The organism is Roseinatronobacter sp. S2, assembly GCF_029581395.1.
In the GTDB taxonomy this organism is placed as follows: domain Bacteria; phylum Pseudomonadota; class Alphaproteobacteria; order Rhodobacterales; family Rhodobacteraceae; genus Roseinatronobacter.
In genome coordinates this window covers 103,499-128,282 of the sequence record NZ_CP121113.1, presented here as the reverse complement: position 1 = coordinate 128,282, position 24,784 = coordinate 103,499, and the positions used below count along the sequence as shown (strand labels likewise).

The 24,784-nt window shown below is 60.4% G+C and carries 29 protein-coding genes and 1 pseudogene; 15 read left to right on the top strand and 15 right to left on the bottom strand.

Translation table 11 applies throughout. The annotated features are described in order from the left end of the window. Positions 1–18 precede the first annotated feature (18 nt). Positions 19–897, bottom strand: coding sequence for an NAD(P)-dependent oxidoreductase (locus P8S53_RS00635; RefSeq protein ID WP_277805238.1), 879 nt, complete (start codon positions 895–897; stop codon positions 19–21). Further along, on the bottom strand, positions 894–1,877 hold the full coding sequence (denD, locus tag P8S53_RS00630; protein ID WP_277805237.1) for a D-erythronate dehydrogenase: 984 nt from the start codon (positions 1,875–1,877) through the stop codon (positions 894–896). Before denD ends, P8S53_RS00635 begins: the two co-directional genes overlap by 4 nt. A 117-nt stretch (positions 1,878–1,994) precedes the next feature. Between denD and P8S53_RS00625 the strand changes: the two genes are divergently transcribed. The 4 genes from P8S53_RS00625 (at position 1,995) to P8S53_RS00610 (ending at position 6,435) form a co-directional block, all read left to right on the top strand. Further along, complete coding sequence (locus P8S53_RS00625) at positions 1,995–3,446, top strand: FAD-binding oxidoreductase (RefSeq protein ID WP_277805236.1); 1,452 nt, start codon at positions 1,995–1,997, stop codon at positions 3,444–3,446. Continuing rightward, the gene (locus P8S53_RS00620; protein ID WP_277805235.1) at positions 3,443–4,159 is read left to right on the top strand and encodes a FadR/GntR family transcriptional regulator; all 717 of its coding nucleotides are present in this window, start codon (positions 3,443–3,445) and stop codon (positions 4,157–4,159) included. Before P8S53_RS00625 ends, P8S53_RS00620 begins: the two co-directional genes overlap by 4 nt. A 48-nt stretch (positions 4,160–4,207) precedes the next feature. Then, positions 4,208–5,413 carry a mandelate racemase/muconate lactonizing enzyme family protein gene (locus P8S53_RS00615; RefSeq protein ID WP_277805234.1) on the top strand — a complete coding sequence of 402 codons (1,206 nt, stop codon included), beginning with the start codon at positions 4,208–4,210 and terminating at the stop codon, positions 5,411–5,413. A gap of 302 nt (positions 5,414–5,715) precedes the next feature. Continuing rightward, positions 5,716–6,435 carry a hypothetical protein gene (locus P8S53_RS00610; RefSeq protein WP_277805233.1) on the top strand — a complete coding sequence of 240 codons (720 nt, stop codon included), beginning with the start codon at positions 5,716–5,718 and terminating at the stop codon, positions 6,433–6,435. A 29-nt stretch (positions 6,436–6,464) separates the two neighbouring features. Here the strand turns inward: P8S53_RS00610 and P8S53_RS00605 are convergent, their stop codons facing one another. After that, a complete protein-coding gene (locus tag P8S53_RS00605) occupies positions 6,465–7,103 on the bottom strand; it encodes a bifunctional 2-polyprenyl-6-hydroxyphenol methylase/3-demethylubiquinol 3-O-methyltransferase UbiG (protein ID WP_277805232.1) in 639 nt (212 codons plus the stop codon). 24 nt (positions 7,104–7,127) lie between these two features. Next, on the bottom strand, positions 7,128–7,685 hold the full coding sequence (locus P8S53_RS00600) for a CIA30 family protein (protein WP_277805231.1): 558 nt from the start codon (positions 7,683–7,685) through the stop codon (positions 7,128–7,130). 352 nt (positions 7,686–8,037) lie between these two features. On the opposite strand from P8S53_RS00600, the gene P8S53_RS00595 reads away from it, so the two are divergent. From P8S53_RS00595 to P8S53_RS00585, 3 genes and pseudogenes are all read left to right on the top strand, one after another. After that, entirely contained in the window at positions 8,038–9,348 is a 1,311-nt protein-coding gene (locus P8S53_RS00595; protein WP_277805230.1) for a short-chain fatty acid transporter, read from the top strand. 204 nt (positions 9,349–9,552) lie between these two features. Beyond that, on the top strand, positions 9,553–10,026 hold the full coding sequence (locus tag P8S53_RS00590) for a GNAT family N-acetyltransferase (RefSeq protein ID WP_277805229.1): 474 nt from the start codon (positions 9,553–9,555) through the stop codon (positions 10,024–10,026). A gap of 93 nt (positions 10,027–10,119) precedes the next feature. Beyond that, positions 10,120–10,461: pseudogene (locus tag P8S53_RS00585) on the top strand (arsenic resistance protein); the annotation flags it as partial. A 66-nt stretch (positions 10,462–10,527) separates the two neighbouring features. Here the strand turns inward: P8S53_RS00585 and P8S53_RS00580 are convergent. Further along, positions 10,528–11,742, bottom strand: coding sequence for a hydantoinase/carbamoylase family amidase (locus tag P8S53_RS00580; protein ID WP_277805228.1), 1,215 nt, complete (start codon positions 11,740–11,742; stop codon positions 10,528–10,530). Positions 11,743–11,957: 215 nt separating this feature from the next. On the opposite strand from P8S53_RS00580, the gene P8S53_RS00575 reads away from it, so the two are divergent. Both P8S53_RS00575 and P8S53_RS00570 read left to right on the top strand, forming a co-directional pair. After that, a complete protein-coding gene (locus P8S53_RS00575; RefSeq protein WP_277805227.1) occupies positions 11,958–12,881 on the top strand; it encodes a 2-hydroxyacid dehydrogenase in 924 nt (307 codons plus the stop codon). A gap of 144 nt (positions 12,882–13,025) precedes the next feature. Further along, entirely contained in the window at positions 13,026–13,367 is a 342-nt protein-coding gene (locus P8S53_RS00570; protein ID WP_277805226.1) for a hypothetical protein, read from the top strand. A gap of 21 nt (positions 13,368–13,388) precedes the next feature. Here the strand turns inward: P8S53_RS00570 and P8S53_RS00565 are convergent, their stop codons facing one another. From P8S53_RS00565 to P8S53_RS00545, 5 genes are all read right to left on the bottom strand, one after another. Beyond that, positions 13,389–14,273, bottom strand: a complete 885-nt coding sequence (locus tag P8S53_RS00565; RefSeq protein WP_277805225.1) for a transglutaminase family protein — start codon at positions 14,271–14,273, stop codon at positions 13,389–13,391. Positions 14,274–14,275: 2 nt separating this feature from the next. Beyond that, positions 14,276–14,470 carry a hypothetical protein gene (locus P8S53_RS00560; RefSeq protein ID WP_277805224.1) on the bottom strand — a complete coding sequence of 65 codons (195 nt, stop codon included), beginning with the start codon at positions 14,468–14,470 and terminating at the stop codon, positions 14,276–14,278. 49 nt (positions 14,471–14,519) lie between these two features. Then, entirely contained in the window at positions 14,520–14,729 is a 210-nt protein-coding gene (locus P8S53_RS00555; protein WP_277805223.1) for a hypothetical protein, read from the bottom strand. Positions 14,730–14,989: 260 nt separating this feature from the next. Further along, positions 14,990–15,235, bottom strand: a complete 246-nt coding sequence (locus P8S53_RS00550; RefSeq protein WP_277805222.1) for a hypothetical protein — start codon at positions 15,233–15,235, stop codon at positions 14,990–14,992. Next, positions 15,228–15,419: a Thivi_2564 family membrane protein gene (locus P8S53_RS00545; RefSeq protein ID WP_277805221.1), complete on the bottom strand. Its 192-nt coding sequence runs from the start codon at positions 15,417–15,419 to the stop codon at positions 15,228–15,230. Before P8S53_RS00545 ends, P8S53_RS00550 begins: the two co-directional genes overlap by 8 nt. Before the next feature lie 344 nt (positions 15,420–15,763). On the opposite strand from P8S53_RS00545, the gene P8S53_RS00540 reads away from it, so the two are divergent. Further along, the gene (locus P8S53_RS00540) at positions 15,764–16,177 is read left to right on the top strand and encodes a hypothetical protein (RefSeq protein ID WP_277805220.1); all 414 of its coding nucleotides are present in this window, start codon (positions 15,764–15,766) and stop codon (positions 16,175–16,177) included. Positions 16,178–16,210: 33 nt separating this feature from the next. Here the strand turns inward: P8S53_RS00540 and P8S53_RS00535 are convergent, their stop codons facing one another. Next, entirely contained in the window at positions 16,211–16,423 is a 213-nt protein-coding gene (locus tag P8S53_RS00535) for a DUF3185 family protein (RefSeq protein WP_277805219.1), read from the bottom strand. A gap of 247 nt (positions 16,424–16,670) precedes the next feature. On the opposite strand from P8S53_RS00535, the gene P8S53_RS00530 reads away from it, so the two are divergent. Next, positions 16,671–16,871, top strand: a complete 201-nt coding sequence (locus tag P8S53_RS00530) for a hypothetical protein (protein WP_277805218.1) — start codon at positions 16,671–16,673, stop codon at positions 16,869–16,871. Between the two features lie 74 nt (positions 16,872–16,945). On the opposite strand, the gene P8S53_RS00525 is transcribed toward P8S53_RS00530, so the two are convergent. Further along, a complete protein-coding gene (locus P8S53_RS00525; RefSeq protein ID WP_277805217.1) occupies positions 16,946–17,179 on the bottom strand; it encodes a hypothetical protein in 234 nt (77 codons plus the stop codon). 212 nt (positions 17,180–17,391) lie between these two features. Between P8S53_RS00525 and P8S53_RS00520 the strand changes: the two genes are divergently transcribed. Continuing rightward, positions 17,392–18,123: a Crp/Fnr family transcriptional regulator gene (locus P8S53_RS00520; RefSeq protein ID WP_277805216.1), complete on the top strand. Its 732-nt coding sequence runs from the start codon at positions 17,392–17,394 to the stop codon at positions 18,121–18,123. A gap of 92 nt (positions 18,124–18,215) precedes the next feature. Further along, entirely contained in the window at positions 18,216–19,136 is a 921-nt protein-coding gene (locus tag P8S53_RS00515; protein ID WP_277805215.1) for a sulfotransferase domain-containing protein, read from the top strand. Between the two features lie 67 nt (positions 19,137–19,203). On the opposite strand, the gene P8S53_RS00510 is transcribed toward P8S53_RS00515, so the two are convergent. Genes P8S53_RS00510 through P8S53_RS00500 form a run of 3 tightly spaced genes read right to left on the bottom strand, consistent with a single transcriptional unit; the run spans position 19,204 to position 21,941 of the window. Further along, positions 19,204–20,451 (bottom strand): TRAP transporter large permease, encoded by a 1,248-nt coding sequence (locus tag P8S53_RS00510; protein ID WP_277805214.1) that lies wholly within the window; start codon positions 20,449–20,451, stop codon positions 19,204–19,206. Continuing rightward, positions 20,448–20,951, bottom strand: a complete 504-nt coding sequence (locus P8S53_RS00505) for a TRAP transporter small permease (protein ID WP_277805213.1) — start codon at positions 20,949–20,951, stop codon at positions 20,448–20,450. Before P8S53_RS00505 ends, P8S53_RS00510 begins: the two co-directional genes overlap by 4 nt. After that, positions 20,952–21,941 carry a TRAP transporter substrate-binding protein gene (locus tag P8S53_RS00500; RefSeq protein WP_277805212.1) on the bottom strand — a complete coding sequence of 330 codons (990 nt, stop codon included), beginning with the start codon at positions 21,939–21,941 and terminating at the stop codon, positions 20,952–20,954. It abuts the gene before it with no gap. A 546-nt stretch (positions 21,942–22,487) separates the two neighbouring features. Here P8S53_RS00500 and P8S53_RS00495 point away from each other — a divergent pair. Next, complete coding sequence (locus P8S53_RS00495; protein WP_277805211.1) at positions 22,488–23,693, top strand: DUF1611 domain-containing protein; 1,206 nt, start codon at positions 22,488–22,490, stop codon at positions 23,691–23,693. After that, the gene (locus P8S53_RS00490) at positions 23,690–24,784 is read left to right on the top strand and encodes an alanine racemase (RefSeq protein WP_277805210.1); all 1,095 of its coding nucleotides are present in this window, start codon (positions 23,690–23,692) and stop codon (positions 24,782–24,784) included. The genes P8S53_RS00495 and P8S53_RS00490 overlap by 4 nt, the downstream gene beginning before the upstream one ends.

Below are 24,784 nucleotides of genomic sequence, written 5' to 3'. Positions count from 1 at the left end.
ACGAATGGCCCCCGCATGTTATGTGCGGGGGTTCATGTCTTCCAGATGCAGCAACAGGGCGCTGTGGTCCGCATCGCCACCGCCATTGGCCACGAAATCTGCAAAAGCCTGATGGACCGCGTTCGTTTGCGGCAGGGTCAGGCCCTGCGCCTGCGCCAGCACCGCCACGGAGTCCAGATCCTTCAGGTGCAGGCGTGCAGGCCCGCCGGGGGTGAAATCGCGCGCGACCATGCGCCCGCCATGCAACTCCAGTATGCGGCTTTCGGCAAAACCGCCGCGAATGGCCTGCCGGAACTTTGCGCGATCTGCCCCGCCCGCCTGAACCAGAACCATGGCTTCGGCGACGGCTGCGATGGTGATGGCAACGATCTGTTGGTTGGCCAGTTTGCACACCTGCCCCGCCCCTGACGGGCCGACATGTGTGACCCGCCCCAAGGGCGCCAATACAGGCGCAAGCCGGTCGATCACATCAGGCGCGCCGCCCGCCATCAGCGCCAATGTGCCCGCATCCGCCCCCGCAACGCCCCCTGACACCGGACAATCCACATGTGCGATGCCCTGTTCTGCCAGCCGCGTGGCATGGTCGCGCGCCTGATCGGGGGCAATGGATGATGTGTCGACCACCACGGCCCCTTGCGCCAGATGCGCGGCTGTGCCCTGTGTGAACAGCACATCTTCCACGGCATGCCCGTCCGACAGCATGGTGAACACCACGCCCGCCCCGTCTACCGCCTGCGCGGGGGTGCCCGCCAGTTGCGCGCCATCCGCGACAAGGGCCTGCGCCTTGGCGCTGTCGCGGTTCCAGACCCGCACAGGGAATCCCGCGCCCAGCAAGCGCCGCACCATTGGCGCGCCCATCAACCCTGTGCCCAGAAATGCAATTTGCGGAAGTGTCATAGCTGGCCCCCAAGTTCATCCTCGATATGGATGCGGATGATGTCGTCAAAGCTGTCTTCGGCGGTGAAACCCAAGGCCCGCGCGCGGCTGGCATCAAACCCTGTGGCCCAGCCTTCGCACATGCGGGTGATCATCGCATCCGGTTCGCGCGTGATCAGGGCGACGGCCTTGTCGCCCGCGACACGGCGCAGCGCGTCAATCTGGTCCGCCACTGTGGCGCTTAGTCCGGGCATGGACAGGTTGCGCCTTGGCCCAAGGGCGGACAGGTCCATCGTGGCGCCATGCAGCATGAACCCCACCGCCGCGCGCGGCGATGCATGCCAGTGGCGGATTGTATCGGGCACCGGCAGAATGGCGGGCTGTCCGATCAACGGTTCGCGCAGGATGCTGGAAAAGAACCCGGATGCGGCCTTGTTGGGCGCACCGGGGCGAATGCAGATCGTGGGCAGCCGGATGCCGATTGCATCCATAAAACCGCGCCGCGTGTAATCGGCCAGCAGCAATTCGCAAATTGCCTTTTGCGTGCCATAACTGGTCAGTGGCGTGCAATGAAAGTCATCGGGTATCGGGTGCGGCAGGGGCGCGCCCACCACCGCGATGGAGGACGCAAACACCACGCGCGGGGTATAGCCGTCTGCCAGATGCGCCAGCCGGATGGCATCAAACAGCGCGCGCGTGGCATCAAGATTGATGCGGTAGCCCTTGTCGAAATCCTGCTCCGCCTCGCCCGACACAATCGCGGCCAGATGAAACACGACATCGGGGCGCGTGGCGATCAGTTGGGCCGGTGTGTCAGGGTGTTCCAGATCGGCTGCGATACAGGCAACCTGCCCGCCAAAGTCCGCAGGTTCTGGCGGCTCCATCACGTCGGCCAGCGTCAGCTGTGTAACTGCCTGCCCGCCAAGGGCACCGTCTGCGACCAGCCGTTCTGTCAGCTTGCGCCCGACCATTCCGGCCGCGCCTGTTATCAGAATATGCATCCTCACTCCCTTCGATATGCGCGCGTTGTGTTGCGCTTGCTTTCGCGTTAATTTGTCTGATAACCTGACATATATGCAATGCAAAGCACAAATCTGCCCAAAACCGGATACCAACTTATGACGACAGCCCCCGACACTGCCGCCCCGCCCCTGCTGGATGGTTTGCAAAAGGCCCTTGGCGCGGAACTGGCCGCTGATCTGGTTCTGTCCGGCCCGGATGTGGCCCCCTATTGCCGCGACTGGCATGGTGATGTGCAATCAGATGCGCTGGCGGTGCTGCGCCCGCGTGACACCGCGCAGGTGTCGGCCTGTTTGCGCGCAGCGGCAGCTATGGGGTTGGGCGTTGTGCCACAAGGCGGGCGCACGGGGCTGGTGCTGGGCGCTGTGCCCGATACGCCTGCGCGGCAGGTGGTGCTAAGTCTGGAACGCATGAACCGCATCCGCCGCATTGAAGCTGATGATTTCACTGCCGAAGTGGAAGCAGGTGTTGTGCTGCAAACCCTGAAGGACAGATTGGCAGATGCTGCGCTGTTTTTCCCGCTGGCGCTGGGCGCGCAGGGCAGTTGCCAGATTGGCGGAAACCTGTCCACCAATGCGGGCGGGCTGAATGTGCTGCGCTACGGCATGACGCGCGATCTGGTGCTGGGGCTGGAAGTGGTGCTGCCGGACGGGCGCGTGCTGGATTTGCGGTCGCGGTTGCGCAAGGACAATCGCGGCATTGATCTGAAACAGGTGTTCATTGGCGCGGAAGGCACGCTTGGCGTGATCACGGCGGCCACACTGAAACTTGGCCCGCTGCCCGAACAAACCGCAACCGCACTGCTGGCGCTGGACCGGCTGGAAGATGCGATGTCCCTGTTCCGGCTGGCCCGCCGCCAGTGTTGCGACCTGATGTCGGCGTTTGAATTCATGCCGCCGCTGGCGTTTACACTGGCGAGAGAGGCCATGCCGGATTTGTCCATACCCATGGCCACGGATGCCCCCGCCTATGTTCTGATGGAACTGTCCGGGTCGGGGTTGGTCGATGTTGCGAACCTGATGGAGCGGTTTTTGGAACTGGCGTTTTCCGACGGGTTGGTGCGTGACGGGGTGATTGCCCAATCGCAAACGCAGGCGCAGGGCCTGTGGCTGATCCGCGAGGGGATGAATGAAGGGCAGGCGCGGCGCGGGCGGCATTTGCGCACCGATGTGTCCGTGCCCTTGTCCCGCCTGCCGGAATTTGTGGCGACCGCCGAAGCGGCAGTTACAGCCGCGCTGCCGGGGGCGGTGTGCGTGTCCTACGGGCATGTCGGCGACGGCAATGTGCATCTGAATGTTCTGCCCGCCCCCGAAGGCGATGCAGATCACCAGATCGAGGCCGCGAAGAAGCTGATCTATCAGGTGCTTGAACGCTTTGACGGGTCCATCAGTGCCGAACACGGCATCGGGCGGTTGAAACGCGCGGATTTTCAGGACGCCCTGCCGGACACGCAGCGCGACCTGCTGGGGGCGATCAAGCGCGCGATTGACCCCGCGCAGATGATGAACCCGAATTGCCAGTTGGTGCTGGTGCGCGGGGCAGGGGGATGAGTGCGCCCATGCCCGGTTTTGCACGCAACACGCAGCTTTCCACCCGCATTGCCGCGCATCTTCTGGCGCAGATCGAAGCGGATGGCCTGACAACCGGCGCGCGGCTGCCGACCGAAGCGCAACTGGCGCGTGATTTCGGTGTCAGCCGCGCGGTCATCCGCGAAGCGATTGCCCAGTTGCGCAACGAAGGATTGGTGGAAACCCGTCAGGGCGCGGGCGCGTTTGTGGCTGATATGGCCGCACGCCCGATCCGTCTGGATGCCCCGCAAGACATGGACAGCCGCGCGTTTCAGCACCTGTTCCAGTTGCGCGCCCCCCTGGAGGTTGAGGCCGCAGCCCTGGCCGCGCGCCACCGCAGCGCCGCTGATATGTTGCGGATCAAGGCCGCACTGGCACGGTTTGATCAGCCTGAAGAAAGCGCCGACAGTTCTGTGGCCGCCGATCTGGAATTTCACCGTGCGCTGGCGCTGGCAACGGGCAACCCGTATTTCGTGCAGTTCCTGACCGCAATTTCCGACCGGATCGCGCATGTCATACTGGCGGCACGGGCTGAAACCCCGCTGGACGCCCTGCACGCCCAGACCAGACGCGAACATGCCGCAATCTGCGCCGCGATTGTCGCGGGCGATGCAGGGGCCGCCCGCGCGGCGATGCGCGCGCATCTGGCCGGTGGCGCGCAGCGTGTGGGCTTGCAGCTGGATATGTCTGACTGATGCCCATCCGCCCCTGATTTCGCACATATCAACACGAAAAGGTGCCGCATGAAAATTACCGCCATTGAGACCATTCGTATTGCGGAGCGCCCGAACCTGCTATGGGTCGAGGTTCACACCGATGAAGGGATCACCGGTCTGGGCGAGACATTTTTCGGCGCTGCCACCGTTGAAGCGCATGTGCATGAATGGATCGCGCCGCGCGTTCTGGGGCGTGACCCGTTGCAGATTGATGCATTGGCCGCCGATCTGGTGGGCTATCTGGGCTTCCGCTCGGCGGGGGCGGAGATGCGCGGCAATTCCGCGTTTGACATTGCGCTTTGGGACATATTCGGCAAGGCCACGGGCCAACCTATTGCGCAGCTTCTGGGCGGGTTCACGCGGCCCTCCATCCGCACCTATAACACCTGCGCGGGGCTGGATTACATCAAGAAGGCTGACGGCCAGCAGGTGGGTAACTGGGGGCACGGCAAGAAACCCCATGCCTATGACGACCTTGATGCGTTCTTGCACCGCGCCGACGATCTGGCCCTGTCCCTGCTGGAGGACGGGATCACAGCGATGAAAATCTGGCCTTTTGATATTGCCGCTGAAAAGACGCGCGGTCAGTATATCGCGCCTGATGATCTGAAAACCGCCCTGCGCCCGTTTGAAAAAATTCGCGATGCGGTGGGCGACAGAATGGACATCATGGTTGAATTCCATTCCATGTGGCAGCTTTTGCCCGCGATGCAGATTGCCCGTGCGCTGGCCCCGTTCAACACCTTCTGGCACGAAGACCCCATTCGTATGGACAGCCTTGGCAGCCTGACGCGCTATGCGCAGGCATCCGTCGCGCCGATCTGCGCATCTGAAACACTGGCCACGCGCTGGGGGTTTCGGGATTTGCTGGAAACTGGCGCGGCAGGCGTTGTTATGCTGGACCTAAGCTGGTGTGGTGGCCTGTCAGAGGCGCGCAAGATTGCCGCCATGGCCGAAGCATGGCACCTGCCGGTTGCGCCGCATGATTGCACGGGGCCTGTGGTGCTGGCGGCGTCCACCCATCTGTCGCTGAACGCCCCCAACGCGCTGGTGCAGGAAAGCGTGCGCGCGTTCTACCGCACATGGTATCGCGATCTGGTGACCGCCTTGCCAGTGGTGACCAACGGCCAGATAACTGTTCCCCCCGGTCCGGGGCTGGGGCTTGCGCTTAATCCGGACCTTGATCGGGCGTTCACAACCACCCGCAAGACGACGCAGATAGGCGATATTTGATAAACGGCTTGCGATGATTTCGCATGTTGCCGCCGGTTGTGGGGGCCAAAGAAACCATCTTGCGGGTGATGGAACCCGTATCCGGCGCTGCCCTGCGCATGACGAAACGCGTGGAACCCGCCCCCAAGCGCAAGATTTGACCTTGTTCCGGCACAAACGGGCGCTAAGACACCACACATGGCGCAATGTCGGTCCGGCAGGTTTGACCCGTGTGGGACGTCTGGCAATCGTTATGTTTGCGGTTCACCCGTCGGGGAAGTGCCGGATTGATGCGGCGCGCGAAAAACAAAAGAGGGGCGCTGATGATTGTCATGATATTGGGCAGCGGCCCCGGCGTTGTGGTCTGCCGTGACTGGTCCCGCGGGGCGGTGGACCGGATTGTCGCAATCAACAATGCGTGGCAGGTGCGCCCTGATTGGGATTATCTGGTCCACCCCGAAGATTTCCCGAACGACCGCCACCCACCCGAAACAGGCGCGGACAGGCAGATCATCACCGCCACCGAATATGTGCCCGCGAATAACGACTATGGCGGCATTATCTATGCAGGGGCCACAATGGCCTTCAGTGCGGGATACTGGGCGCTGGCGGCATTGCGCCCGACGGTGCTGGCCTATCTGGGCTGCGATATGGTTTATGACCACAAGACCACGCATTTCTATGGGACCGGCACCGCCGATCCGTTGCGCCCCGACCCCACATTGCAAGATCTTGGTGCCAAATCCGCACGGCTGGAATTGCTGGCCGCGCGGCAGGGCTGCGCCGTGGTGAACCTGTCGTCCAGTGCATCGCGGTTGGTATTTGCGCGCTGTGATATCGCGGATATTCGGCAGCAAAAGCCCCGCGCGTTAAATCCCGCATCGATGGATCGCGCATTGAGCGCGGAACAGGCGCTGGGCGCAATCTGCCCATCCGGCCGCTACTGGCAGGGTCCGGCGCTGGATGCCACCGCGCTGGCGGGGGTCGATCAGCTATGGCGCGATGCCCATGCTGCGGCCTGTGCGGGATCGCGCGCCGCGTAATGCGTGAAATACAGGCCCGTTTCGGGGCGTTACCGTCGGTCCGCAGTTCCATCGGATCGCCGCGCCACGATATAGGGGTTTTGCGGATGGGGGCCGAATACCTTCTGGTCAACAATATCGAAGCCCGCACCGCGAATGGCTTGCTGTAACTGGGCCTCAGAAAGTATGGCCGCATCGGGGAACAGCCGGACAACCTGCAACACGCGAAACAGGGCGCGCAGCAGCGGGTTTACACCGGCAAAGCACCAGGTTTTCGAAATCAGCACCCCACCGGGGCGCAAATTTGCATGCGCGCGGGCAAGCAGGCCGGGCAAATCATCGACAAGATGCAGCACATTGAACGCACAAACCACGTCATAGGGGCCGTCGTCGAAGGCATTGGCCGCATCAACCACCTTGAACGTCAGGTTGGTGCCGCGCGGTTTGGCACTGGCGATGCGGACCATTTCCGCCGAAAAATCCGTGGCGGTCCAGTGCGCGACCTGTGGTGCAAGGCGGATCGCCGTGCCGCCGGTTCCGCAGCCAAGTTCCAGCACGCGCGCCGATGGGGACAGGCACGCCGCAGTCGCCGCAAGCATCGCTTCATATGCGGGCACATCTTTCAGCGGGCGCGCCGCATAGCGTTGTGCAATCCGGTTCCAGAACCTGCGGTTTCGATCCTGTGTCATTGCGCCCCCGGTCAGTCATGCAGTTCAGTAAAACGCGATTTCGCGCACATCAATTTCGGCGTCATGATCGCGCCCGAAGGCAACAATGGCAATGGATGTCAGGCTTTGCGCACGGGGCGAACCGCGCAACAGCGCACCAGAAGGCGCGAAATTTTCCAATGGAATGCGTATTTCACCCCAGCCGCCGGTTACATTGAACCCTGCCTGATAATACTGCCATGGCAACATCGTGCCCCGTGTGCGCAGATGCACAAAATAGCGCTGGTCATTGCCGCGAACCAGCAACCGCACACCAACCGTGCCGTCTGGCGGTGGCGCGGACAGGTCCAGCCGCATCTGGATAAAGCCGCCATTATTTGCGGTGCTGACCCGTCCTGTCATGCGCGCGAAGGGGTGGGTGCCGTCTTGCAAAATGGTGACCTGTCCGGTCGAAATGCCCCCCATCACATTGTCCGAGAAGAACCGCCATCTTTTGTCAGGCTGCATGGTGAAATCCTCGATCAGCGTTTCGCTGGCCAGCAGGGTGGGCGCGGCGGCAACCATCAGGGCTGCCGATAGAACAAAAGCGATAAATCTGCGCATCCCTGCCCCCGGGTGTTATGTCGTTTGCCACCGGACCCGCCCCGACGCGCGCGGGGGACGCGGTGTTTCATGCGTTCACCGCAACGATTTAGTCCGAAAACCGGAAAGAACAGCCCGTTTCTTCAGGTGATATTGCGCTGCGGTCACAACGGCCAGCGCGCAGAATATCCGTGCAGCAGAAATCCGGCACTAGCGCAGATCAGTGCCTTTCGACGGCTTGGCGCCTAACCGTGGCGGCAAATATCTGAATGTCCACGATAGGGTTAAAAAAACGCGACATCGCCACAAGGACCACTGGATTTGCGCTGACAATTATGCTGAAAACTTATGCTAACCAAAAAGGGAGGTTACCGTGCTACGTTCACTTTCTCGTCCAGCTGTGACGCTGATGGATCGATATTTGCCCGATCCGTTTATCTTCGTTCTGATCCTGACCATTGTCACCGCCAGTTCGGCCATGCTGTTCCAAGGCACGGCACCAATTCAGGTCATCCAGATGTGGGGCGACGGTTTCTGGGGGCTGCTGACATTCTCGATGCAGATGCTGCTGGTGCTTGTCACCGGCTTTATTCTGGCGTCATCGCCACCCGTGAAGAAATTTCTGGCGTTTCTGGCAGGCTTGGCAACATCACCGGGGTCCGCGATTATTCTGGTAACCGTGGTCTCGTTGATTGCATCATGGATAAACTGGGGCTTTGGGCTTGTTGTGGGCGCGTTGTTCGCGCGCGAACTGGCGCGGCAAATTCAGGTCGATTACCGGCTGTTGATTGCTGCGGCTTATTCGGGTTTTGTGATCTGGCATGGCGGGCTTGCGGGGTCCATTCCGCTGACCATCGCCACGCCGGGGCATTTTACCGAAGACCAGATTGGCATCATTGAAACCGGAATGACGATTTTCGCCAGTTTCAATCTTACGATCGTGGGCGTTTTGTTCGTCATCATTCCGCTGACAAACTGGCTTATGGTGCCCCGCGCCGAAGAAAGTGTGTATGTCACGCCCGAACAACTGGGCGAAGAGGTGGCAGAAAAATTCGTCCCCCAGCGTCCGGCAGAGCATCTGGAAAACAGCCGCATCCTGATGTGGCTTGTCGGTATTCCGGGGCTGATTTTTCTGGCGCATTACTTCTTCATTCGCGGCAGTGGCCTGAACCTGAACATCGTGAACTATCTGTTTTTGATGCTGGGCATCGTTTTGCATGGCACCGCGCGCAACCTGATGATTGCGTTGAACGAGGCCGTGAAGGGCGGCGCAGGGATTGTGATCCAGTTCCCGTTTTATGCAGGCATCATGGCGATCATGACACAATCGGGGCTGGCGCAAAGCATGTCGGAATGGTTTGTGTCCATCTCGACCGCGACGACACTGCCGTTTTGGACATTCATCAGCGCGGGCATCGTCAACCTGTTCGTGCCGTCTGGTGGCGGGCAATGGGCTGTGCAAGCGCCGGTGATGCTGCCTGCCGCCGAAGCGCTTGGCGCGGATGTCGCGCGCGTTGCGATGGCGGTTGCGTGGGGTGATGCGTGGACCAACCTGCTTCAGCCGTTCTGGGCGCTTCCCATGCTGGCCATCGCGGGCCTGAAGGCCAAGGACATCATGGGCTTTTGCCTGATCCATCTGGTCATCACAGGGGCGATCATCAGCACGTTGCTTGTGGTTCTGTAGCACCAGACATCCGGGCCATGCCGCAGGTCGCCATGGCCCGGAATTCTGTCGCCACCATTGACGCGGCGGCATCGGCAACGTAAAACAAGACCCGCAACCAGAAGGAGATTTATGCGCAGAGGCTTTGACTGAACCGCAACCAGCGGTATCGTCCGGCACCACAAAGGTGCCGATATTTCTGTGCTTTCTTTCTGTGGAGTTCTTATGAAGATCCAAAACGTGGTGATCCGGCCGTTTGATGCGGCGACGGACACTGAAATACTGTCGGGCATCTGGTTTGATGCGTCCCTTTTGGCCCATGGTTTTATCGGCAAACAGCGCCTTGCCGAACAGCGCCAGCTGATCAAAACGCAATATTTGCCCAAGGCCGAAACCTGGGTGGCGTGCATCAAGGGTGAACCTGTTGGCTTCATCAGCTTGCTGGACAGGTTTATCGGGGGAATTTTTGTCGCCCCCCGCCAGCAAGGACAGGGAATCGGGCGCAAGCTGATTTCCCATGCTATGGGCCTGAAAGACGCGCTTTCCCTGGAGGTTTACACCAGAAATGAACAGGCGGCCCGGTTCTATGCAGCACTTGGTTTCCAAGAGGTGTCGCGCAGGCCGGTCGATGATCATGGCCTACCGTTCGAGAATGCCCGATTGCACCTGAACGGCCAAAGCAATTTCAGGAAAGACTGACAGGCTTTTCCGGTTCGAAATTGCGACAAAACAGAAGGTTAAGGCGTTTCTGGTGATTCAGCGAAAAGCTGGAACGCTTTAACAGCGTGGCCGGGCGGCAGTATCGGCTGTCCGGCCGAACGTCCCCGCGTCAAACCCTTCTCGATCATCGGGCTGCTGGCGACGGTCGTGCTGATCGCCATTCCGCTGCTGATCCAGTCCTATGGCATGTTCGCGCTCGCCTATTGGGCCGCGAAAGCGTGGCGTGTGCCGCATAAGGTCGCGGCCCCCTGCGCGCTGATTGGCACATCGAATTTCTTTGAACTGGCGGTGGCAATCGGGCTGTTCGGTCTGAACTCCATCGCGGCCCTTGTCACTGTCGTGGGTGTGCTGGTCGAAGTGCCGGTGATGCTGTCGCTGGTGTGGTTCGCCAACCGCACGAAACACTGGTTCCCGAACACGAAACCCCGATCGCCAAGCCGCGCGCAAAAAAACAGGGCTGATGCGCCAACAGCCGCCCTGTCAGGACCCCCCGCCCGCCTTGGCCAATGCCGGAAGGGCTGCGGCCAGAACGTTCAGGCCACACAGCAAATCTGCTTCATGCGTATCCTCATAAAAGGTGTGGCTGATCCCGTTGATGGATGGAGCAAACATCATTGCAGCAGGCATCAGCGCCGCCACATTCGTGGCATCATGCAAGGCCCCTGATTGCATTTCGCGCCAGCGATCAGGGGCAATTTGTTGCGCTGCCTGCGCAAGGGCCTTTCGCAGCTGTGCATCCATTGCCACAGGTTCCAGCCCCAGCATTTCACTGAATGACAACCGCATCCCCGTTGCGTCTGCCACATCGGCGGCTGTCTCGCGGATCACGGTTTCCATCCGTGTCAGGCGGGCTGTATCGCCGTCCCGCCATTGCATGGAAAACACCACCTTTCCCGGAACGATCGAATGTGCGCCCGGATGCAGGCTGACATGGCCGATGGTCCACACGGATTGCGGCGTCACCACATTGCGAAGCCTGTCGTTCAGCGCGGTATTGAACGCCGAAAGCGCCTGAAACGCATCGCGACGGCGGTGCATGGGCGTTGTGCCCGCGTGGTTTTGCTCCCCCTCGAATGTCACACGCATGTCGCGTATGCCCACAATATCGGTAACCACCCCGATGGATTGCCCCGCTTCATCCAGCCACGGGCCTTGCTCGATATGGCATTCGACAAAGCCGCTGAATTGCGCCGGATCAACGAAATCCCCGATCAGATGTGACATTGCGGCGCGCGCAGTCGCAAAGCTGGTGCCCGCGCTGTCGGTCAGTGTGTCGGCGTGGTCCAGTGACAGGCTGCCGGACCAGATTGCACTGCCGGTTGTAACGCCAAAGCGCCCCTCCTCATCCTGAAAGCTGACGACGGACACGGCGGGACCACCGGCTTCTTGTGCCGCGCGGGCCAGTTCCAGCCCCATGACAACACCCAGCGCCCCATCCAGCCACCCGCCTTCCGGCTGGGTGTCGCTGTGCGAGCCGACCAACAGGGATTTTCCCTTGGCGATCCCCCAAAGGTTGCCAGCCGGATCAAACCGGACATCCAGACCGGCATCGCGCATCCGGTCCGCAAGCCATTCGCGCGCCGCAATATCGGCAGCCGAATAGGCAGGGCGTACAACGCCTTTCGCTATGCCAGACGCCCCGATTGCACGCAGATCATGCAAATCCTTTAAGAACCGCGCGCCATCTATCTGCATCTTTTGCCCTTTCGCAAGCCTGATACCATTAATGCCAAACATGCCATGATTGCCAATGATGTGCCAGCAACCTGGGCTTGGTTCTTTGCGCCGCGCGCACCGCCAGTCTTGACGACCTTGGTAGGATCGCCCTATGCGGGTGGTGACGGCGCTGAAACAGAACATCAATCAACAAGACCGCAGCGTTACGCAAAACCCTGTTCAGGAGCGCCCCCATGAAGAAAATCGCAGTTTTCGTTCCCGCCAGCTTTCCCGCGTCCGGCAATCAGCTGGACAGCTACAATGTGGTTGGTGCCGATGCCTTGGAAACCAACGCCCCAATTCTTGCCGAAGTGCGCGGAATGGCCGCCGCAGGGTCAATGGCAATCGGGGCAGATCTGTTCGCGCGGATGCCCAAGCTGGAGATTGTCGCGAAATTCGGCGTTGGTTATGACAACGTCGATGTAGACGCTGCGCGCGCAGCGAATGTGGTTGTCACCAACACACCCGATGTCCTGACCGATGAAGTCGCAGATCTGGCAATCGGGCTGTTGATTGCAACGGTCCGCCAGATCCCGCAGGCAGACAGGTTCCTGCGCGAAGGCAAATGGCCATCAGGGTCGTTCCCGTTGTCGCGTTCGTTGCGCGGGCGGCGCGTCGGCATTCTGGGACTGGGCCGGATCGGGCATGCCATAGCCAGGCGGGTTGTCGCAATGGGGCTGGACGTGGCTTATTGCACCCGAACCGCGCGGCAGGGCGTGCCCTATGCCTATTACGACACCCCGCTGGCGCTGGCGCGGGCCTGTGATGTCATGATCGTTGTTGTGCCCGGTGGCCCCGCGACCGATGGTTTGGTCGGTGCGGACGTAATAGAGGCACTTGGGCCGGATGGCGTGTTGATCAACGTGGCGCGCGGCAGTGTGGTGGATGAACAGGCGCTTGTGCGCGCGCTTGCAGACGGGCACCTTGGTGCCGCCGGGCTGGATGTGTTCACGGACGAACCGAACGTGCCTGCGGCCTTGATGGCGCTGCAAAATGCCGTGCTGCTGCCACATATCGGGTCGGGGACGGGCGCGACACGCGATGCGATGGGCGATCTGGTTCTGGCAAATCTTGAAAGCTGGTTCGCGGGTCGCGGGCCGTTGACACCTGTGGATTGATTGCAGGCAGTCCGTGATGCACCCCGATATGCCACCATTCGGAGCTTGGCCCGCACCGCTATCGGTGCCGGCCGGATTGCGCATGGCAGATCCCCTGACCTGCCCGCGACAAGACCGCCAACCGCGCGGGGGCGGCGCTGCGCCATGCGTCTGATCTGGTTTAGCGGGGTTTGTGGGGCGATTGTGGTGGTGTTGCTGGTCCTTGGAGAACGGACCTTGCCGCTTTTTGGCGGCGACCGTGATCTGGCCGCACGAAGCTATAAAACGCTGTTCACGCTGCTTATTTCCAGCATAGCGGCAGGGTTGATCCCCACAGTTTTTGGCCTGGTGGCGCGCTTCGGGCGCAACAGACTGGCTGAAACCAACGCGCCCTTTCGTCTGGTGCGCCGCTTTCTTCCGGTTCTTGAAATTGCAGGCCCTTGGCTGGCAGGGGCCATCGCGCTGTCGGGGGTGGTGATGGCCGCCTATATCTGGATGAACGCCTGATGGCGCGCATGTCATGCCAATTCAGGGCATGTTGTCTTCGGGCATTTCTTCGACGGAAATGCTGACATCCATGCGGGGCATGTCACCCTGCGCGGTGCGAAAACTGCCCGTCACCGGGGCCACCTGCGCAATATGGCGCGCGGCTGCGACGGGGATCAGATTGGCCGATCCTACGGCGCGATTTGTCGGGTCAAAGGATATCCAGCCCGCACCGGGCACAAACACCTCGACCCAGGCATGGGTCGACCCTTGTCCTGCGGACCCCACAAGCGTATTCGACGGGTCGAACATATAGCCCGACACGATCCGCGCGCCGAACCCCAGTGTTCTGACCGCTTCGGCATAGAGCACCGCAAAATCACGGCACGACCCCCAGCCCCTGTCCAGCGTTTCCAGTGGCCCCTGCGTGCCCTGATCCTCGCGGCTTTGATAGGCGATCTGCTGCGAGACGCCGTTGCTGACATCTTTCAGCAGCGACAGCGTGTCGGTGGGCCTGTACATCACAAACCGCGCAACCCACTCCGACAAGCGCCCGGCCCCGTCGGCATATTGCGGGCAGGCTAATGCGCCAAGGTCGGTCCAGTCTTCGTTTGAATAGCGGAACGGATAGGTCAGCGCGGATGCCGAAATTGCGAAAACCGGCCATCGCGCGGCAGTCAGCGCAAGTGTCAGACTGCTTTCGATCAGCAGGCGATCCGACATTTCGGGGAAAACTGCGGTTGCGATCGAATTGCCGACAACATCATGCGCCCATGTCACATGTGCATCTGGCGAAACGGCCAGATCGAAGGACAGCAGTTTCAGCTCGCGCGTTTCCCGGGGGCGCAGCATCATCCGGTGCAACCCAAGGGCGACGGGTGATTGGTAGATGTAGTGTGTTTTATGGGTGATGCGAATGTTGGGCATTGTCAGCCCTGACGGGAACGGCCATCGCGCGCGGGCACGGCCGATTTCCATATAACCGACCCCTTGCAGCGCGGGCATATCCGTTCGCCGAAACCTTCGCTTTGGAACAGCGTCTTGCACCGCAGGCACGCGCGTTCCGCCGCGACATCGCCATCGGCCCTGACAGGCGGGGTGTGTTGCGGATGGGCAGTGGTCATATGTGCGTTCCTTGCGGCTGGTCGGTCCTGCGGTAGTGCCCTGCGTTTGTCAGGGTCGCGCGGGCATGCCTTCGTTTTCGGCAATCTGAACGGCAGTGCTGCTGTGCGGTAGATGAAGCTGGCGCATCGGGGCTGGTGGTATGCAGCGCGCATTCAGTATCAGTCTGACCATAGCCTTGGCGAGGGCACCCGCAATGCTGGCATCACCGGCTGCGGCCTTGGTGTGCATGTCGCAGGCCAGTGCCAGATCATGTGCCATAAGCCTGCGCCGCGGGTAAGTTGTCCCCGCGGGGACGCGTTGTGTGGCGCAAATTCTGCCGGATCAGGGCCATACCGTCGAAAGGGGCGGGATGGCCCTGATCCGGCGCGGCCACTGGCCCTTCGGTCCGGTTGATAGCGACAGTATCCGCAAGCGGGGCGTTTGTCGTGCTGATTGACGCTTGCATTGATGTCCTTTCGCCAAAATTTGCACATATGCGGCCGCGTGTCAGGGGCCGCCAACAGGCGTTCGCAGCACGCTTAGCGCGAACCGGAACTGGCAGAAGTGACAGCCTCTAGCGCGTGTTCGCGCTTGATATAGTCACCGCGCCAGACACCGTCGATTGTGACAACCCAGATCCCGTTGCGTTCGTGGATCTGCCCGTGCTCGGGCAGCGGGTCGGGGGCGCCGAACCACGAAGGCGCCGGACGCAGCCTGTCCCATGCCGGTTTTGTGACATGTTCCAGACCCGTCAGGAATGCCGGTGACGGTTTCGCGTCAGCCACCCACCCGCACCCCGCTTAGATTGCCCAAAATACCAAAGGCACTTAGCAGCCACAAAATAACCGCGATCACGATCACGGCGTTCAGGATGGATTTGATCTTGCGATCCATCGGGATGTAGGTGTTCACGGCCCACAACAAAACACCCACAACAATCAGTGTAACGATAAGATTCATAAGCGGCATGTTCGGCATCCTTGTAACATGAGGGGGGTGCATGGCGCGCGCAGGACTGACTGCGCGGCCCCGCGCGCGCGCTTGTCGGGCAACGCTTGAGTGTCAATTTCGTTTAAACCCTACACCGCGCGCGCGTCCCCGAAACTGATCGGGGTTAGTGGCCGCGCTGCGTTCGCCCGAAGATACGCCTGCAAATGCCGCGCACTGATCTGCGTTAGCAGCGCAATGCGTGCAGTGATGTAGCACAGGGGAAATACTGGCGAATGATTCCGTTCGCTAAGGCTGGTTGGCTGGCGCGCTGACCGGTCCTGCACCCCTACGCTTCAGGAAAAGGCCAAAAACGCATGTCCAGAATGGATTTCCTTCACCAAGGGGGGACACCGTTTGACGGTTTCCTTTATGCTGAACTTGGTCAGGACAGGGACGGGAACACCGTCAGTGTCTTGTCGGCGCTTGCGCGCCTTGGGCTGGACCCGTGGGACGAAGCCGCCGCGCTGGCAGACCTGTCGCAGGACGGGGCGCGCACCCGTCTGGGCGGGCTGTTGGCGCGGTTCAACGATGTCCCCGCTCTTGGGCGCGACAATGGTGCGATTGTCCCGCAGCTTGTTGACCTGCTTCCAAACGCATCAGGTCTGAAAAGTGACAAGGGGATCGGTCTGCCTGCTATGTCCAAATCGGTGGGGTTCGGGCCGGTCATTGCGATCATCGTGGTGATCGTGTTCCTGATGCAGACATTCATCTTCGGGTCAGACGGCAGCGGTGACTGACAGGGCGCACCCGCCCTGCCCGAAAGCCGAATGTCAGGGCCTAAGTGTGCCGCGCACAAGCAGGGCAACCCCCAGAACGACACTGACAACACCTGACAGCAGATACCACATGGTATTGCCGGTATAGCGTCCGGTCAGCACCTCGGAGAGCTGCTCGACCGGGGTTGTGGATGCCCGCCATGCGAAGAACAGCAGCACAGTGCCAAGGGCCAGCGCGATGATCCCGATGATGTTTGATTGCGACATGTCTTCCTCCTGTAAGGGTGACGCGGCCCGTTTCGGCACCAACCGCCACACGCCCGCGTCAGACACCACGGTATCGCCGGTTTCAGGCGCCCCGGACTGACCTGGATCAGTATTTCAGGCGGCGGTTCTATGTATCGAAGAAGGGCACAGACACCCCCCTGCACGACCAGACGTTTGAAACCACAGCCACGATAGACGCGCGGCACCCTTCAAACGGCAAGCTGCAAGACGCCCTGCGCAAAGACTGATGCCGCCTGTTCACAATCTGCGCGAAAGTATGATGATCATGGAAAAGAACAAAAAGAAGAAATCACCGGGCACTGGTTCCAAGGGAACGAATACCCAAAGTGACTACAAGACGCGCCAGTCCGAAGGCAAGACAAGCCAGGCGGACAGCAAGTTTCAAAAGCAAATCGGCAAGGCGAAAGACACCCTGCGTAAGGGTTGAGGTCACCAGCCGACAGCCCTGCCGCGGTGTCCCTCCTGCGGCGGGGTTACTTATTTTGCGGTGCAGATGGCCAGTCAGCGGCGGCGGACGGAATTCCCACCGGCCAGTATTGAATTGATCAGGGCGGCAACAGCGGCATTCGTTTCGGCCTTGCTGGCGTCGGTTGCGAATTCATGTGCCGCCGCCGCATCCCTCAGTATCCCCACAATCTCTTTCTCTGGCAGGATATTTCTGTCATTCAGGGCCAGAAGCAGCGATTCGCATATCGACAGGGCTGCGGTTCCGGCAATGTCACTGGGGGCGGGCATGATCGGCATCGCTTTCGGTTGCGGGAAAAAAACTTCGACGGGCGCCAGACATCTGGAACGCGCCCCGTGATCTTAGGCGTTACTGTAAGTGCAGGACTGATCCATAGCAGCTTGCAGCGCTTCTTTTCTGCGACACGGGCATATGTGAACAAGATGTTAAACTAGGGTGCGTGAATGCGAATGGACACGATACGCATGAAGGGGACGCCGCCATGCAGATGCTGCAAAGCCCGCTGACACGAAAGCTGTCTGCCTTCGTTGCCCTGTCAGCCACCGATCTGGAAACGCTTGCGCGCTTTCACCGGCGCAGGCGCAGCTTTCTGGCCGGCCATGAACTGATTCATGAAGGGCAGAAAAACCAGTCCGCGTTTATTCTGGCCGAAGGCTGGGCCTGTTCCTACAAGATGCTGCCCGATGGCGAGCGGCAGATCGTGGACTTTCAGGTTCCCGGTGATTTTCTGGGCCTGCGCAGCGTGCTGTTCCGCACCACCGACCACAGTGTCGAGGCCGTGACCCGCATCGAAGCGTCCGAAGTGCTGGCCACCGACATTCTGGACGGGTTTGCAACCGCCCCGCGCCTTGCCACGGCTGTGCTTTGGGCCGCGTCGCGCGACGAGGCGATGGTGGTGGAACATCTGGTCAATCTTGGCCGCCGTTCGGCAGAAATGCGCATGGCGCATTTCCTGCTGGAACTTGGCGCGCGGCTGAAGCTTGTGGGCATCGGCGACAAGACGGGTTTTGACTGCCCGCTGACGCAATACCATCTGGCCGATGCGCTGGGGCTAAGCGCTGTGCATGTGAACCGCGTTCTGCGCCATCTGCGCGAAGAGGGGCTGGTGAAATTCCAGAAAGGGCGGGTCAGTTTCATCGATTTTGACGGGCTGACAGCCCTTGCAGGCTTCGACACCGATTATCTGGATCAGGACGGCCCGTTACTGCGCTAGGCGTTGTGGCTTGATATGGGATAGGCAGTGGGGGGCGGGGGCTATTGTGTGCAATGCACCAATGTCCGCTGTCAAAGTAGCGGAAGGGTCTTTTGTCAGTCGCGATGAAGCAGTATTCAACTGATATGATTCGTGTTCCTGAACCACCTAGTCGTCGCTACGGGGGCAAGATCGCAGACCCTGACCGGTGGGACGACTTTAAACCCCGGGCGGGAGATATTGTCGTATCAACACCGCCGAAATCGGGAACCACTTGGACCCAGGGCATTCTCGCGCTGCTCATATCCGGAAATCCTGAAGTGGATGCCGCAATTTCCCGAGATGCGCCGTGGATAGACATTACGACGCCTGAACAGGATGAGATCATCGCATCGCTCAATGCGCAGACTGGACGTCGGCAAGTGAAAACGCATACGCCCCTGGACGGTATCCCAATTTGGCCTGACCTGCGTTACATCGCTGTTTACCGGCACCCCATAGATGTGCATCTGTCATTCAGGCGTCACGTCGAGAATATGACAAAGGGCGTACTGGAGGACATCTACCCGTCCGATATTCATGAGGGATTTCGAATTTTTCTCGAAGGCGACCATCGGGATGGCGCAAGCCTCTCGTCCATTATTGACCACTACCGCAGCGCACGCGCCTTGACAGATCGTGAGAATATTTTGTGCCTGCACTACGCAGATATGACGCATGATCTGGAGGCGTCCTTTGTCAGGATCGCGGACCATATCGGCATTTCCCATCCAGCGTCTGTCATGGATGCACTGGTTGACGCAGCGCGTTTCCGGAACATGAAGCGCAACGCTGAACGTTTTGCCGTATCGGCGCGTGAAGGTTTCTGGCGCAATGACTCTGACTTTTTTGACAGCGGCACTTCGCGAAAGTGGGTTGGCCTGCTCTCGGATGCCGACTTGGCGGCATACGATGCTCGGATGACTGACTTACTCGGCGAAGACGAGCGCCAGTGGCTCGAACGCGGCAATATTGGTACGGACACCTCGCTGTAATTTGCCTCCCCCAAATCTGCCCCGACCACCTTCATACGCGCGACAGAAACCGCCCCAAAGGCAGGACTCACCACAAAAGCGGAAGATAGGTGACTGCGACCAGAACAAGGATCAGCATTGACAGGTAGGGCAGGATTGCCCGCGTGATGCGCTCCAGCCCGATGCCTGTGACAGAGGATGCGACATACAGATTGATCGCCACCGGCGGGGTGATCATTCCGATTGCCAGCCCCATCACAATGATGATCCCGAAATGCACAGGATCGACCCCAAGCTGCACTGCAAGCGGCAGCAAAATCGGGGTCAGGATAATCAGCGCCGACGCGGTTTCAATAAATACCCCTGTCAGCAGGATCAGAACCAGCATCAATGCAAGGATCAGGTAGGTCTCGGTCGAAAAGCCCAGCACGAACCGCGCAATTGTGCCGGGAACCTGCCAGCTTGACAGCGCCCAGCTCAGCGCCGCTGACGATGCGATGACAATCATGATCACGGCTGTGGTCACGGCAGACCGGATCAGCAGGTGATACAGATCGCGCAGCGTGGTATCGCGGTAGATGAACAGCGACACCAGAATGGCATAATTCACCGCCACCACCGCAGCCTCGCTGGGTGTGAAGATGCCCGAAAAGATACCGCCCAGAATGATGACAGGCGTTAAAAGCCCCCAGAACGCCGCGCGGAATGTGCGCCAGATCGTTGGCAGGGCAAACTTTTCACCGGCAGGATAGGCACGCCGGTAGCCTTGGACCAAGGCAATCGCCATAAGCCCCAACCCCATGGCCAGACCGGGGATGAACCCGCTTAGAAACAGTTTTGAGACGGATTCCTGCGCGATCACGGCATAAATGATCATCGGAACCGATGGCGGGATGACCACGCCGATTGTGCCGCTGGCCGCAATCAGGCTGGCGGCGGATGCAGGGTCATACCCTTTGCGTGTCAGTTCGGGAACCAGTGTCGACGACACCGCCGCCGTGGTCGCCGCACCAGAACCGGAGATGGCGGCAAAGAACATGCCCGCCAGCACCGACACCACAGACAAACCGCCGCGCACGAACCCGATCAGCGCTTCGGCAAAGGCCACCAGCCGCGCGCTGACCGCGCCGCGTGCCATCACGTCACCTGCCAGAATGAACATCGGGATTGCCACAAGCGCAAAGGAATTTATGCCCGAGAACATTTGCTGTGGCATCACCAGCAGCGGCACACCGGCTGCATACATGGCCGCCAGTGTTGCGGCCCCGATGGCAATTGCCACCGGAACGCCGATAAACAGAAACAGCACAAACAGGCCGAACAGCAGCAGGCTCATTCCGGCATGCCCCCTTGCCCGTCAAATTTGTCACCGAATATCAGGCGCAACAGGTCCGACAGGCTGAACCAGCAAATCAGCGCGGCAGAAAGTGGGATCACCGCATAGATATATGTCATCTGGATGCGCAGCGCGGGCGAGCGCTGGAAAGAACTCATGTCCATATAGGCCAGTCCCAGCCATGCCAGCGCTACTGCAAAGCCGCATGTCACCGCCAGCGCCGTAATCTGCATTATGTGACGTGGTGCTGATGGCATGAAATCCACCAGAAAGGTCACGGCAATATGCCGGCCCTGATGCCATGCCAGCGCAGCGCCCAGAAATGTCAGCCAGATCATAAGGAAACGCGCGACTTCTTCTGTCCAGCCCACGGCGGTGAAAAACACACGGCTGACAATTTGCAGCGTGATCACTGCAATCAGGGCGGCCATCCCCAGTGCCACGGTGGGCTTGAGGATGGCCGCAAGGGCATTGTCGATAATGCCGGTCAGACGCAGCATTTATTCGATCGCTGCACGAATGCGGGTCAGATAATCGCCGAACGCTTCGCCATAGCGTTCATAGACGGGCATGATGGCGTCCTGAAAGGCCACCAGATCGGCATCATCAATAATCGACATTCCTGCGGCGCGCAGTTCTTCCAGCTGGGACAATTCCATTTCAGCATTGAATGCGCGGGCGGCTGCACCGGCTTCAATCGCGGCCTCGACAACAACGTCCTGCACGGCTTCGGGCAGGGTGTTCCATGTCGGCTGGCCCATCACCACAACCGCTGGGGCATAGGTGTGGCGCGTCATGGTCATGTGCATCTGGGTTTCATTCAGCTTGAACGAATGGATCACGCCGACCGGATTTTCCTGACCGTCAATCGTGCCTTGCTGCATGGCGGTCAGTGCTTCGGTCCACGCCATCGGGATGGCGTTTGCCCCCAGTTCGCGGAATGTGTCGGTATAGACCGGGTTTTCCATCACGCGAATGCGCAACCCGTCAATGTCTTGCGGGCTGCGGACTTCGCGTTGGCTGTTGGTCAGGTTTCTGAACCCGCGTTCGGAATAGGCCAGCCCCTTCAGGTTGACTTCTTGCAGCCGGTCCAGAAGTTCCTGACCGATTTCGCCGTCCAGCACATCATATGCAGCTTCGGGTGACGGGAACAGGAAGGGCAGTTCAAAAACGGCCATATCCTCCAGAAAGTTGGCAACAGGGCCATTGGTGATAACGCCCATATCCACCGAGCCGATCTGCATGCCTTCCAGCAGCGTGCGTTCATCCCCAAGGCTGGCATTCGGAAACAGCTCTACTGTTACTTTGCCATCGGTGCGGGCCTCGACGATTTCCTTGAATTGTGTGGCCGAGACATGAAAGGCGTCTTGCTCGTTCACGACATGGGCAAGGCGCAGGTTGATCGGATCGATATCGGCAAAATCTGCCAGGGCCGCCGTTGTGCTGACCATCGCAAATGTTGCGGCCAAGGTGATCATAGTGGGTTTCATGAGTGTCCTCCCTGTTGAAATCTTCAAGCGTGTCCGTGGTGGCAAAAGCGCGCCGTTCAGGGCGCTGGCAGTGCCTGACGATATGCGTGTTGTCCCGTGTATCGCCCCGCTCCGCCCCCCCCTCCTCCGCAGACTTTCGCGCTTGGGCGTAGCATTGCCTTTTTTCCGCGCGGGGATCAAGCCTGACTCGTTGTGTGGGGGCGGGCGGGTATGATCCGGGCCGTCCTGAAGTGACTGGCGCGCGCAGTTTAATGACCTGTTCCATTGATATGACTGCCCATGAGGGTTACATCATCCCTAACGGGAGGCCCTTGCCGTGCTGGTTAAGGGGGCGACTCCATCACTTTATTTTCCTGCAAAGCGTCGACTGCGCATCTGCGCAGCGTCAGGCCTGCCGGAACAGTGTCGGACTGCGACACATGATTTTGCAGCTTTAACCCTGCCTGATCGCTTCGGATCTTTCCGGACGCGCGAGCTGCTTTTGCGTGCGCCCCGGACGGAAATACATTCAGCGAGGCGGCGCTTTCCCCGTCAAAGGATATTCCAATGACTGACGACAACACCGGCCGCGCCTTCCTTAGCCTTGCCAGCAAACCCGTTTCGCGCCCGCAAGCAACACAGGCATCCCTACATGCGAATGTGGTCGAACCGGACCTGCGCGCGTCCGGCCTGCTGTGCGCGATTGTCTATTGCGAAGGGAATTTCGGGCAGGTTGACGGGAAAACGGCCAATGGTCTTGTGCGCCACTCCCAGACGTTTCGCATCGCATCGGTCGTTGACAGCAGTTGCGCCGGACGCGACAGCGGCCAGGTTCTGGATGCAGTGCCAAACGGCATTCCTGTGGTCGGTGATCTGGATGCTGCGATACTGCAAGAAACCGTCATACCCGACACGTTCATCTATGGTGTGGCCCCGTCCAGTGGCAAGCTGTCGCCCAAAGATCGCGCCGTGATCCTGAAGGCCATCGGGCACGGGATGAACATTGTCAGCGGGTTGCACGAATATCTTGGTGATGATCCCGAAATCGCACATGCGGCCAAAACCAGTCAGGTTCGCATTCGTGATATCCGCAAACCGAAGCCCGGCAAGGACATGCGCCTGTTCGATGGCAGCGTGGCGAATGTTGGCGCCCTGCGGATTGCGGTTCTGGGGACGGATTGTGCGATTGGCAAGCGGACAACCGCGACGGTTCTGACCCATGCGTTAAATGAAGCGGGCATTCGCACCATTCTGGTAGGGACAGGCCAGACCGGCCTGATGCAGGGCGCGCGCTACGGCATTGCCATGGATGCGGTGCCACCACAGTTTTGCTGCGGCGAGCTGGAAGGCGAAGTTGTTGCGGCCTTCAACGCAGAAGCGCCGGATGTCATTGTCATCGAGGGGCAGGGCGCGCTTAGTCATCCGGCCTTTTGCACATCGGCGTTCATTCTGCGCGGCAGCCAGCCCCATGCGGTTATCCTGCAACACGCGCCCGCCCGCGCGCACCGCTGTGATTTTCCACAAATGCCCATGCCCGACCCGATTGCCGAAATCCAGTTGATCGAGGCATTTGCCCCCACCAAGGTCATCGGGCTGACCCTGAATCACGAAAATATGTCACCCCATGACATTGATGCGGCCATCGGGTCCATGGCGCTCGCGTCCGACCTGCCGGCAACGGATGCTCTTTCCCGACCTGCGCGCGAGCTGTTGGACATGGTTCTGTCTGCCTATCCTGCCCTGAACGGATCGCGCGATCTGGCCGCACAGTGACCGCCCCACGCATCGAGGTTGATCTGGTCAAGATCAGGCGGAATGCGCGGCAGCTTGTCGACCGCCTTGCGCAGCACGGGATTGCGGTGACAGGCGTGACCAAAGGCGTGTGCGGTCATCCTGAAATCGCGCAAGCCATGCTTGACGGTGGCGTGCAGCGTCTGGCGGATGCGCGGGTTTCCAATGTGGAACGGATGCGGGCTGCGGGCATTGACGCGCCGGTTGTCCTGATCCGCACGCCCATGCGCAGCCAGACCGACAGGGTCGTGCGGGCCTGCGGCACCAGCCTGAATACCGATGCGGATGTCGTGACGGCGCTTGCGCAATCTGCTGCGCGCGCGGGGGTGGTGCATCAGGTTGTTCTGATGGTCGAGATGGGCGACGGGCGCGAAGGCGTCCAGCCGGATGAACTGGCGGGTCTGGCGCGCCATGTCATGGGCCTTGATGGTGTTGTGCTGGCAGGCATCGGCGCGAATTTCGCCTGCCTGAGCGGGGGCGCCCCGCACCCGTCCGAGATGGGCAAACTTTCGGCGCTTGCCGCCGCGATTGAGGGCGATTTCGGGATCACGCTGCGGACCATATCGGGCGGCAATTCCGCCAGCCTGCCGGGGCTTTACCGCACGGGTCTACGCACACGGGTCAACGACCTGCGTTTGGGAGAGGCCATTTTGCTGGGCCGTGATCCGGTGACCCGCGCCCCGATAGACGGCCTGTCTACCGATGCGTTCGTTCTGGTGGCGGAAATCATTGAATCCGCCGCTGATTTGCCGCAGCCGTCTGTGCTGCGGCTGCCTGTGTCCGGCACTGGCGAAAGCAAATCCCTGCTGGCACTTGGCGATCAGGACACTGATATCGGCGGGCTTTCAATGCCGGTCGGAATGACACGGCTGGGGTCCAGCAGTGACCATCTGCTGCTGCAAACGCGCGGTGCGGCGTTGGTGGCAGGCAGCGAAGTTTGCTTTCAGCCCGATTATTCTGCACTGATGCGCGCCATGAGTGCGCCTGATGTCGAAAAGGTCATCCTTGACGGTGCTGGCGCTGACCGGCCCGTGCGAAAACCGGATCGCCGCCCGACGCTGGCGCAGGCATAG

What these genes read in the sequence shown, in the direction of transcription:
- P8S53_RS00635 (WP_277805238.1), bottom strand. Translation starts at nt 897, where the DNA reads ATGACACTTCCGCAAATTGCATTTCTGGGCACAGGGTTGATGGGCGCG.
- P8S53_RS00560 (WP_277805224.1), bottom strand. Translation starts at nt 14,470, where the DNA reads ATGACCACTGCCCATCCGCAACACACCCCGCCTGTCAGGGCCGATGGC.
- P8S53_RS00605 (WP_277805232.1), bottom strand. Translation starts at nt 7,103, where the DNA reads ATGACACAGGATCGAAACCGCAGGTTCTGGAACCGGATTGCACAACGC.
- denD (WP_277805237.1), bottom strand. Translation starts at nt 1,877, where the DNA reads ATGCATATTCTGATAACAGGCGCGGCCGGAATGGTCGGGCGCAAGCTG.
- P8S53_RS00625 (WP_277805236.1), top strand. Translation starts at nt 1,995, where the DNA reads ATGACGACAGCCCCCGACACTGCCGCCCCGCCCCTGCTGGATGGTTTG.
- P8S53_RS00555 (WP_277805223.1), bottom strand. Translation starts at nt 14,729, where the DNA reads ATGGCACATGATCTGGCACTGGCCTGCGACATGCACACCAAGGCCGCA.
- P8S53_RS00610 (WP_277805233.1), top strand. Translation starts at nt 5,716, where the DNA reads ATGATTGTCATGATATTGGGCAGCGGCCCCGGCGTTGTGGTCTGCCGT.
- P8S53_RS00600 (WP_277805231.1), bottom strand. Translation starts at nt 7,685, where the DNA reads ATGCGCAGATTTATCGCTTTTGTTCTATCGGCAGCCCTGATGGTTGCC.
- P8S53_RS00565 (WP_277805225.1), bottom strand. Translation starts at nt 14,273, where the DNA reads ATGCCCAACATTCGCATCACCCATAAAACACACTACATCTACCAATCA.
- P8S53_RS00500 (WP_277805212.1), bottom strand. Translation starts at nt 21,941, where the DNA reads ATGAAACCCACTATGATCACCTTGGCCGCAACATTTGCGATGGTCAGC.
- P8S53_RS00575 (WP_277805227.1), top strand. Translation starts at nt 11,958, where the DNA reads ATGAAGAAAATCGCAGTTTTCGTTCCCGCCAGCTTTCCCGCGTCCGGC.
- P8S53_RS00620 (WP_277805235.1), top strand. Translation starts at nt 3,443, where the DNA reads ATGAGTGCGCCCATGCCCGGTTTTGCACGCAACACGCAGCTTTCCACC.
- P8S53_RS00495 (WP_277805211.1), top strand. Translation starts at nt 22,488, where the DNA reads ATGACTGACGACAACACCGGCCGCGCCTTCCTTAGCCTTGCCAGCAAA.
- P8S53_RS00510 (WP_277805214.1), bottom strand. Translation starts at nt 20,451, where the DNA reads ATGAGCCTGCTGCTGTTCGGCCTGTTTGTGCTGTTTCTGTTTATCGGC.
- P8S53_RS00525 (WP_277805217.1), bottom strand. Translation starts at nt 17,179, where the DNA reads ATGCCCGCCCCCAGTGACATTGCCGGAACCGCAGCCCTGTCGATATGC.
- P8S53_RS00590 (WP_277805229.1), top strand. Translation starts at nt 9,553, where the DNA reads ATGAAGATCCAAAACGTGGTGATCCGGCCGTTTGATGCGGCGACGGAC.
- P8S53_RS00520 (WP_277805216.1), top strand. Translation starts at nt 17,392, where the DNA reads ATGCAGATGCTGCAAAGCCCGCTGACACGAAAGCTGTCTGCCTTCGTT.
- P8S53_RS00535 (WP_277805219.1), bottom strand. Translation starts at nt 16,423, where the DNA reads ATGTCGCAATCAAACATCATCGGGATCATCGCGCTGGCCCTTGGCACT.
- P8S53_RS00505 (WP_277805213.1), bottom strand. Translation starts at nt 20,951, where the DNA reads ATGCTGCGTCTGACCGGCATTATCGACAATGCCCTTGCGGCCATCCTC.
- P8S53_RS00615 (WP_277805234.1), top strand. Translation starts at nt 4,208, where the DNA reads ATGAAAATTACCGCCATTGAGACCATTCGTATTGCGGAGCGCCCGAAC.
- P8S53_RS00570 (WP_277805226.1), top strand. Translation starts at nt 13,026, where the DNA reads ATGCGTCTGATCTGGTTTAGCGGGGTTTGTGGGGCGATTGTGGTGGTG.
- P8S53_RS00580 (WP_277805228.1), bottom strand. Translation starts at nt 11,742, where the DNA reads ATGCAGATAGATGGCGCGCGGTTCTTAAAGGATTTGCATGATCTGCGT.
- P8S53_RS00545 (WP_277805221.1), bottom strand. Translation starts at nt 15,419, where the DNA reads ATGCCGCTTATGAATCTTATCGTTACACTGATTGTTGTGGGTGTTTTG.
- P8S53_RS00540 (WP_277805220.1), top strand. Translation starts at nt 15,764, where the DNA reads ATGGATTTCCTTCACCAAGGGGGGACACCGTTTGACGGTTTCCTTTAT.
- P8S53_RS00530 (WP_277805218.1), top strand. Translation starts at nt 16,671, where the DNA reads ATGCCGCCTGTTCACAATCTGCGCGAAAGTATGATGATCATGGAAAAG.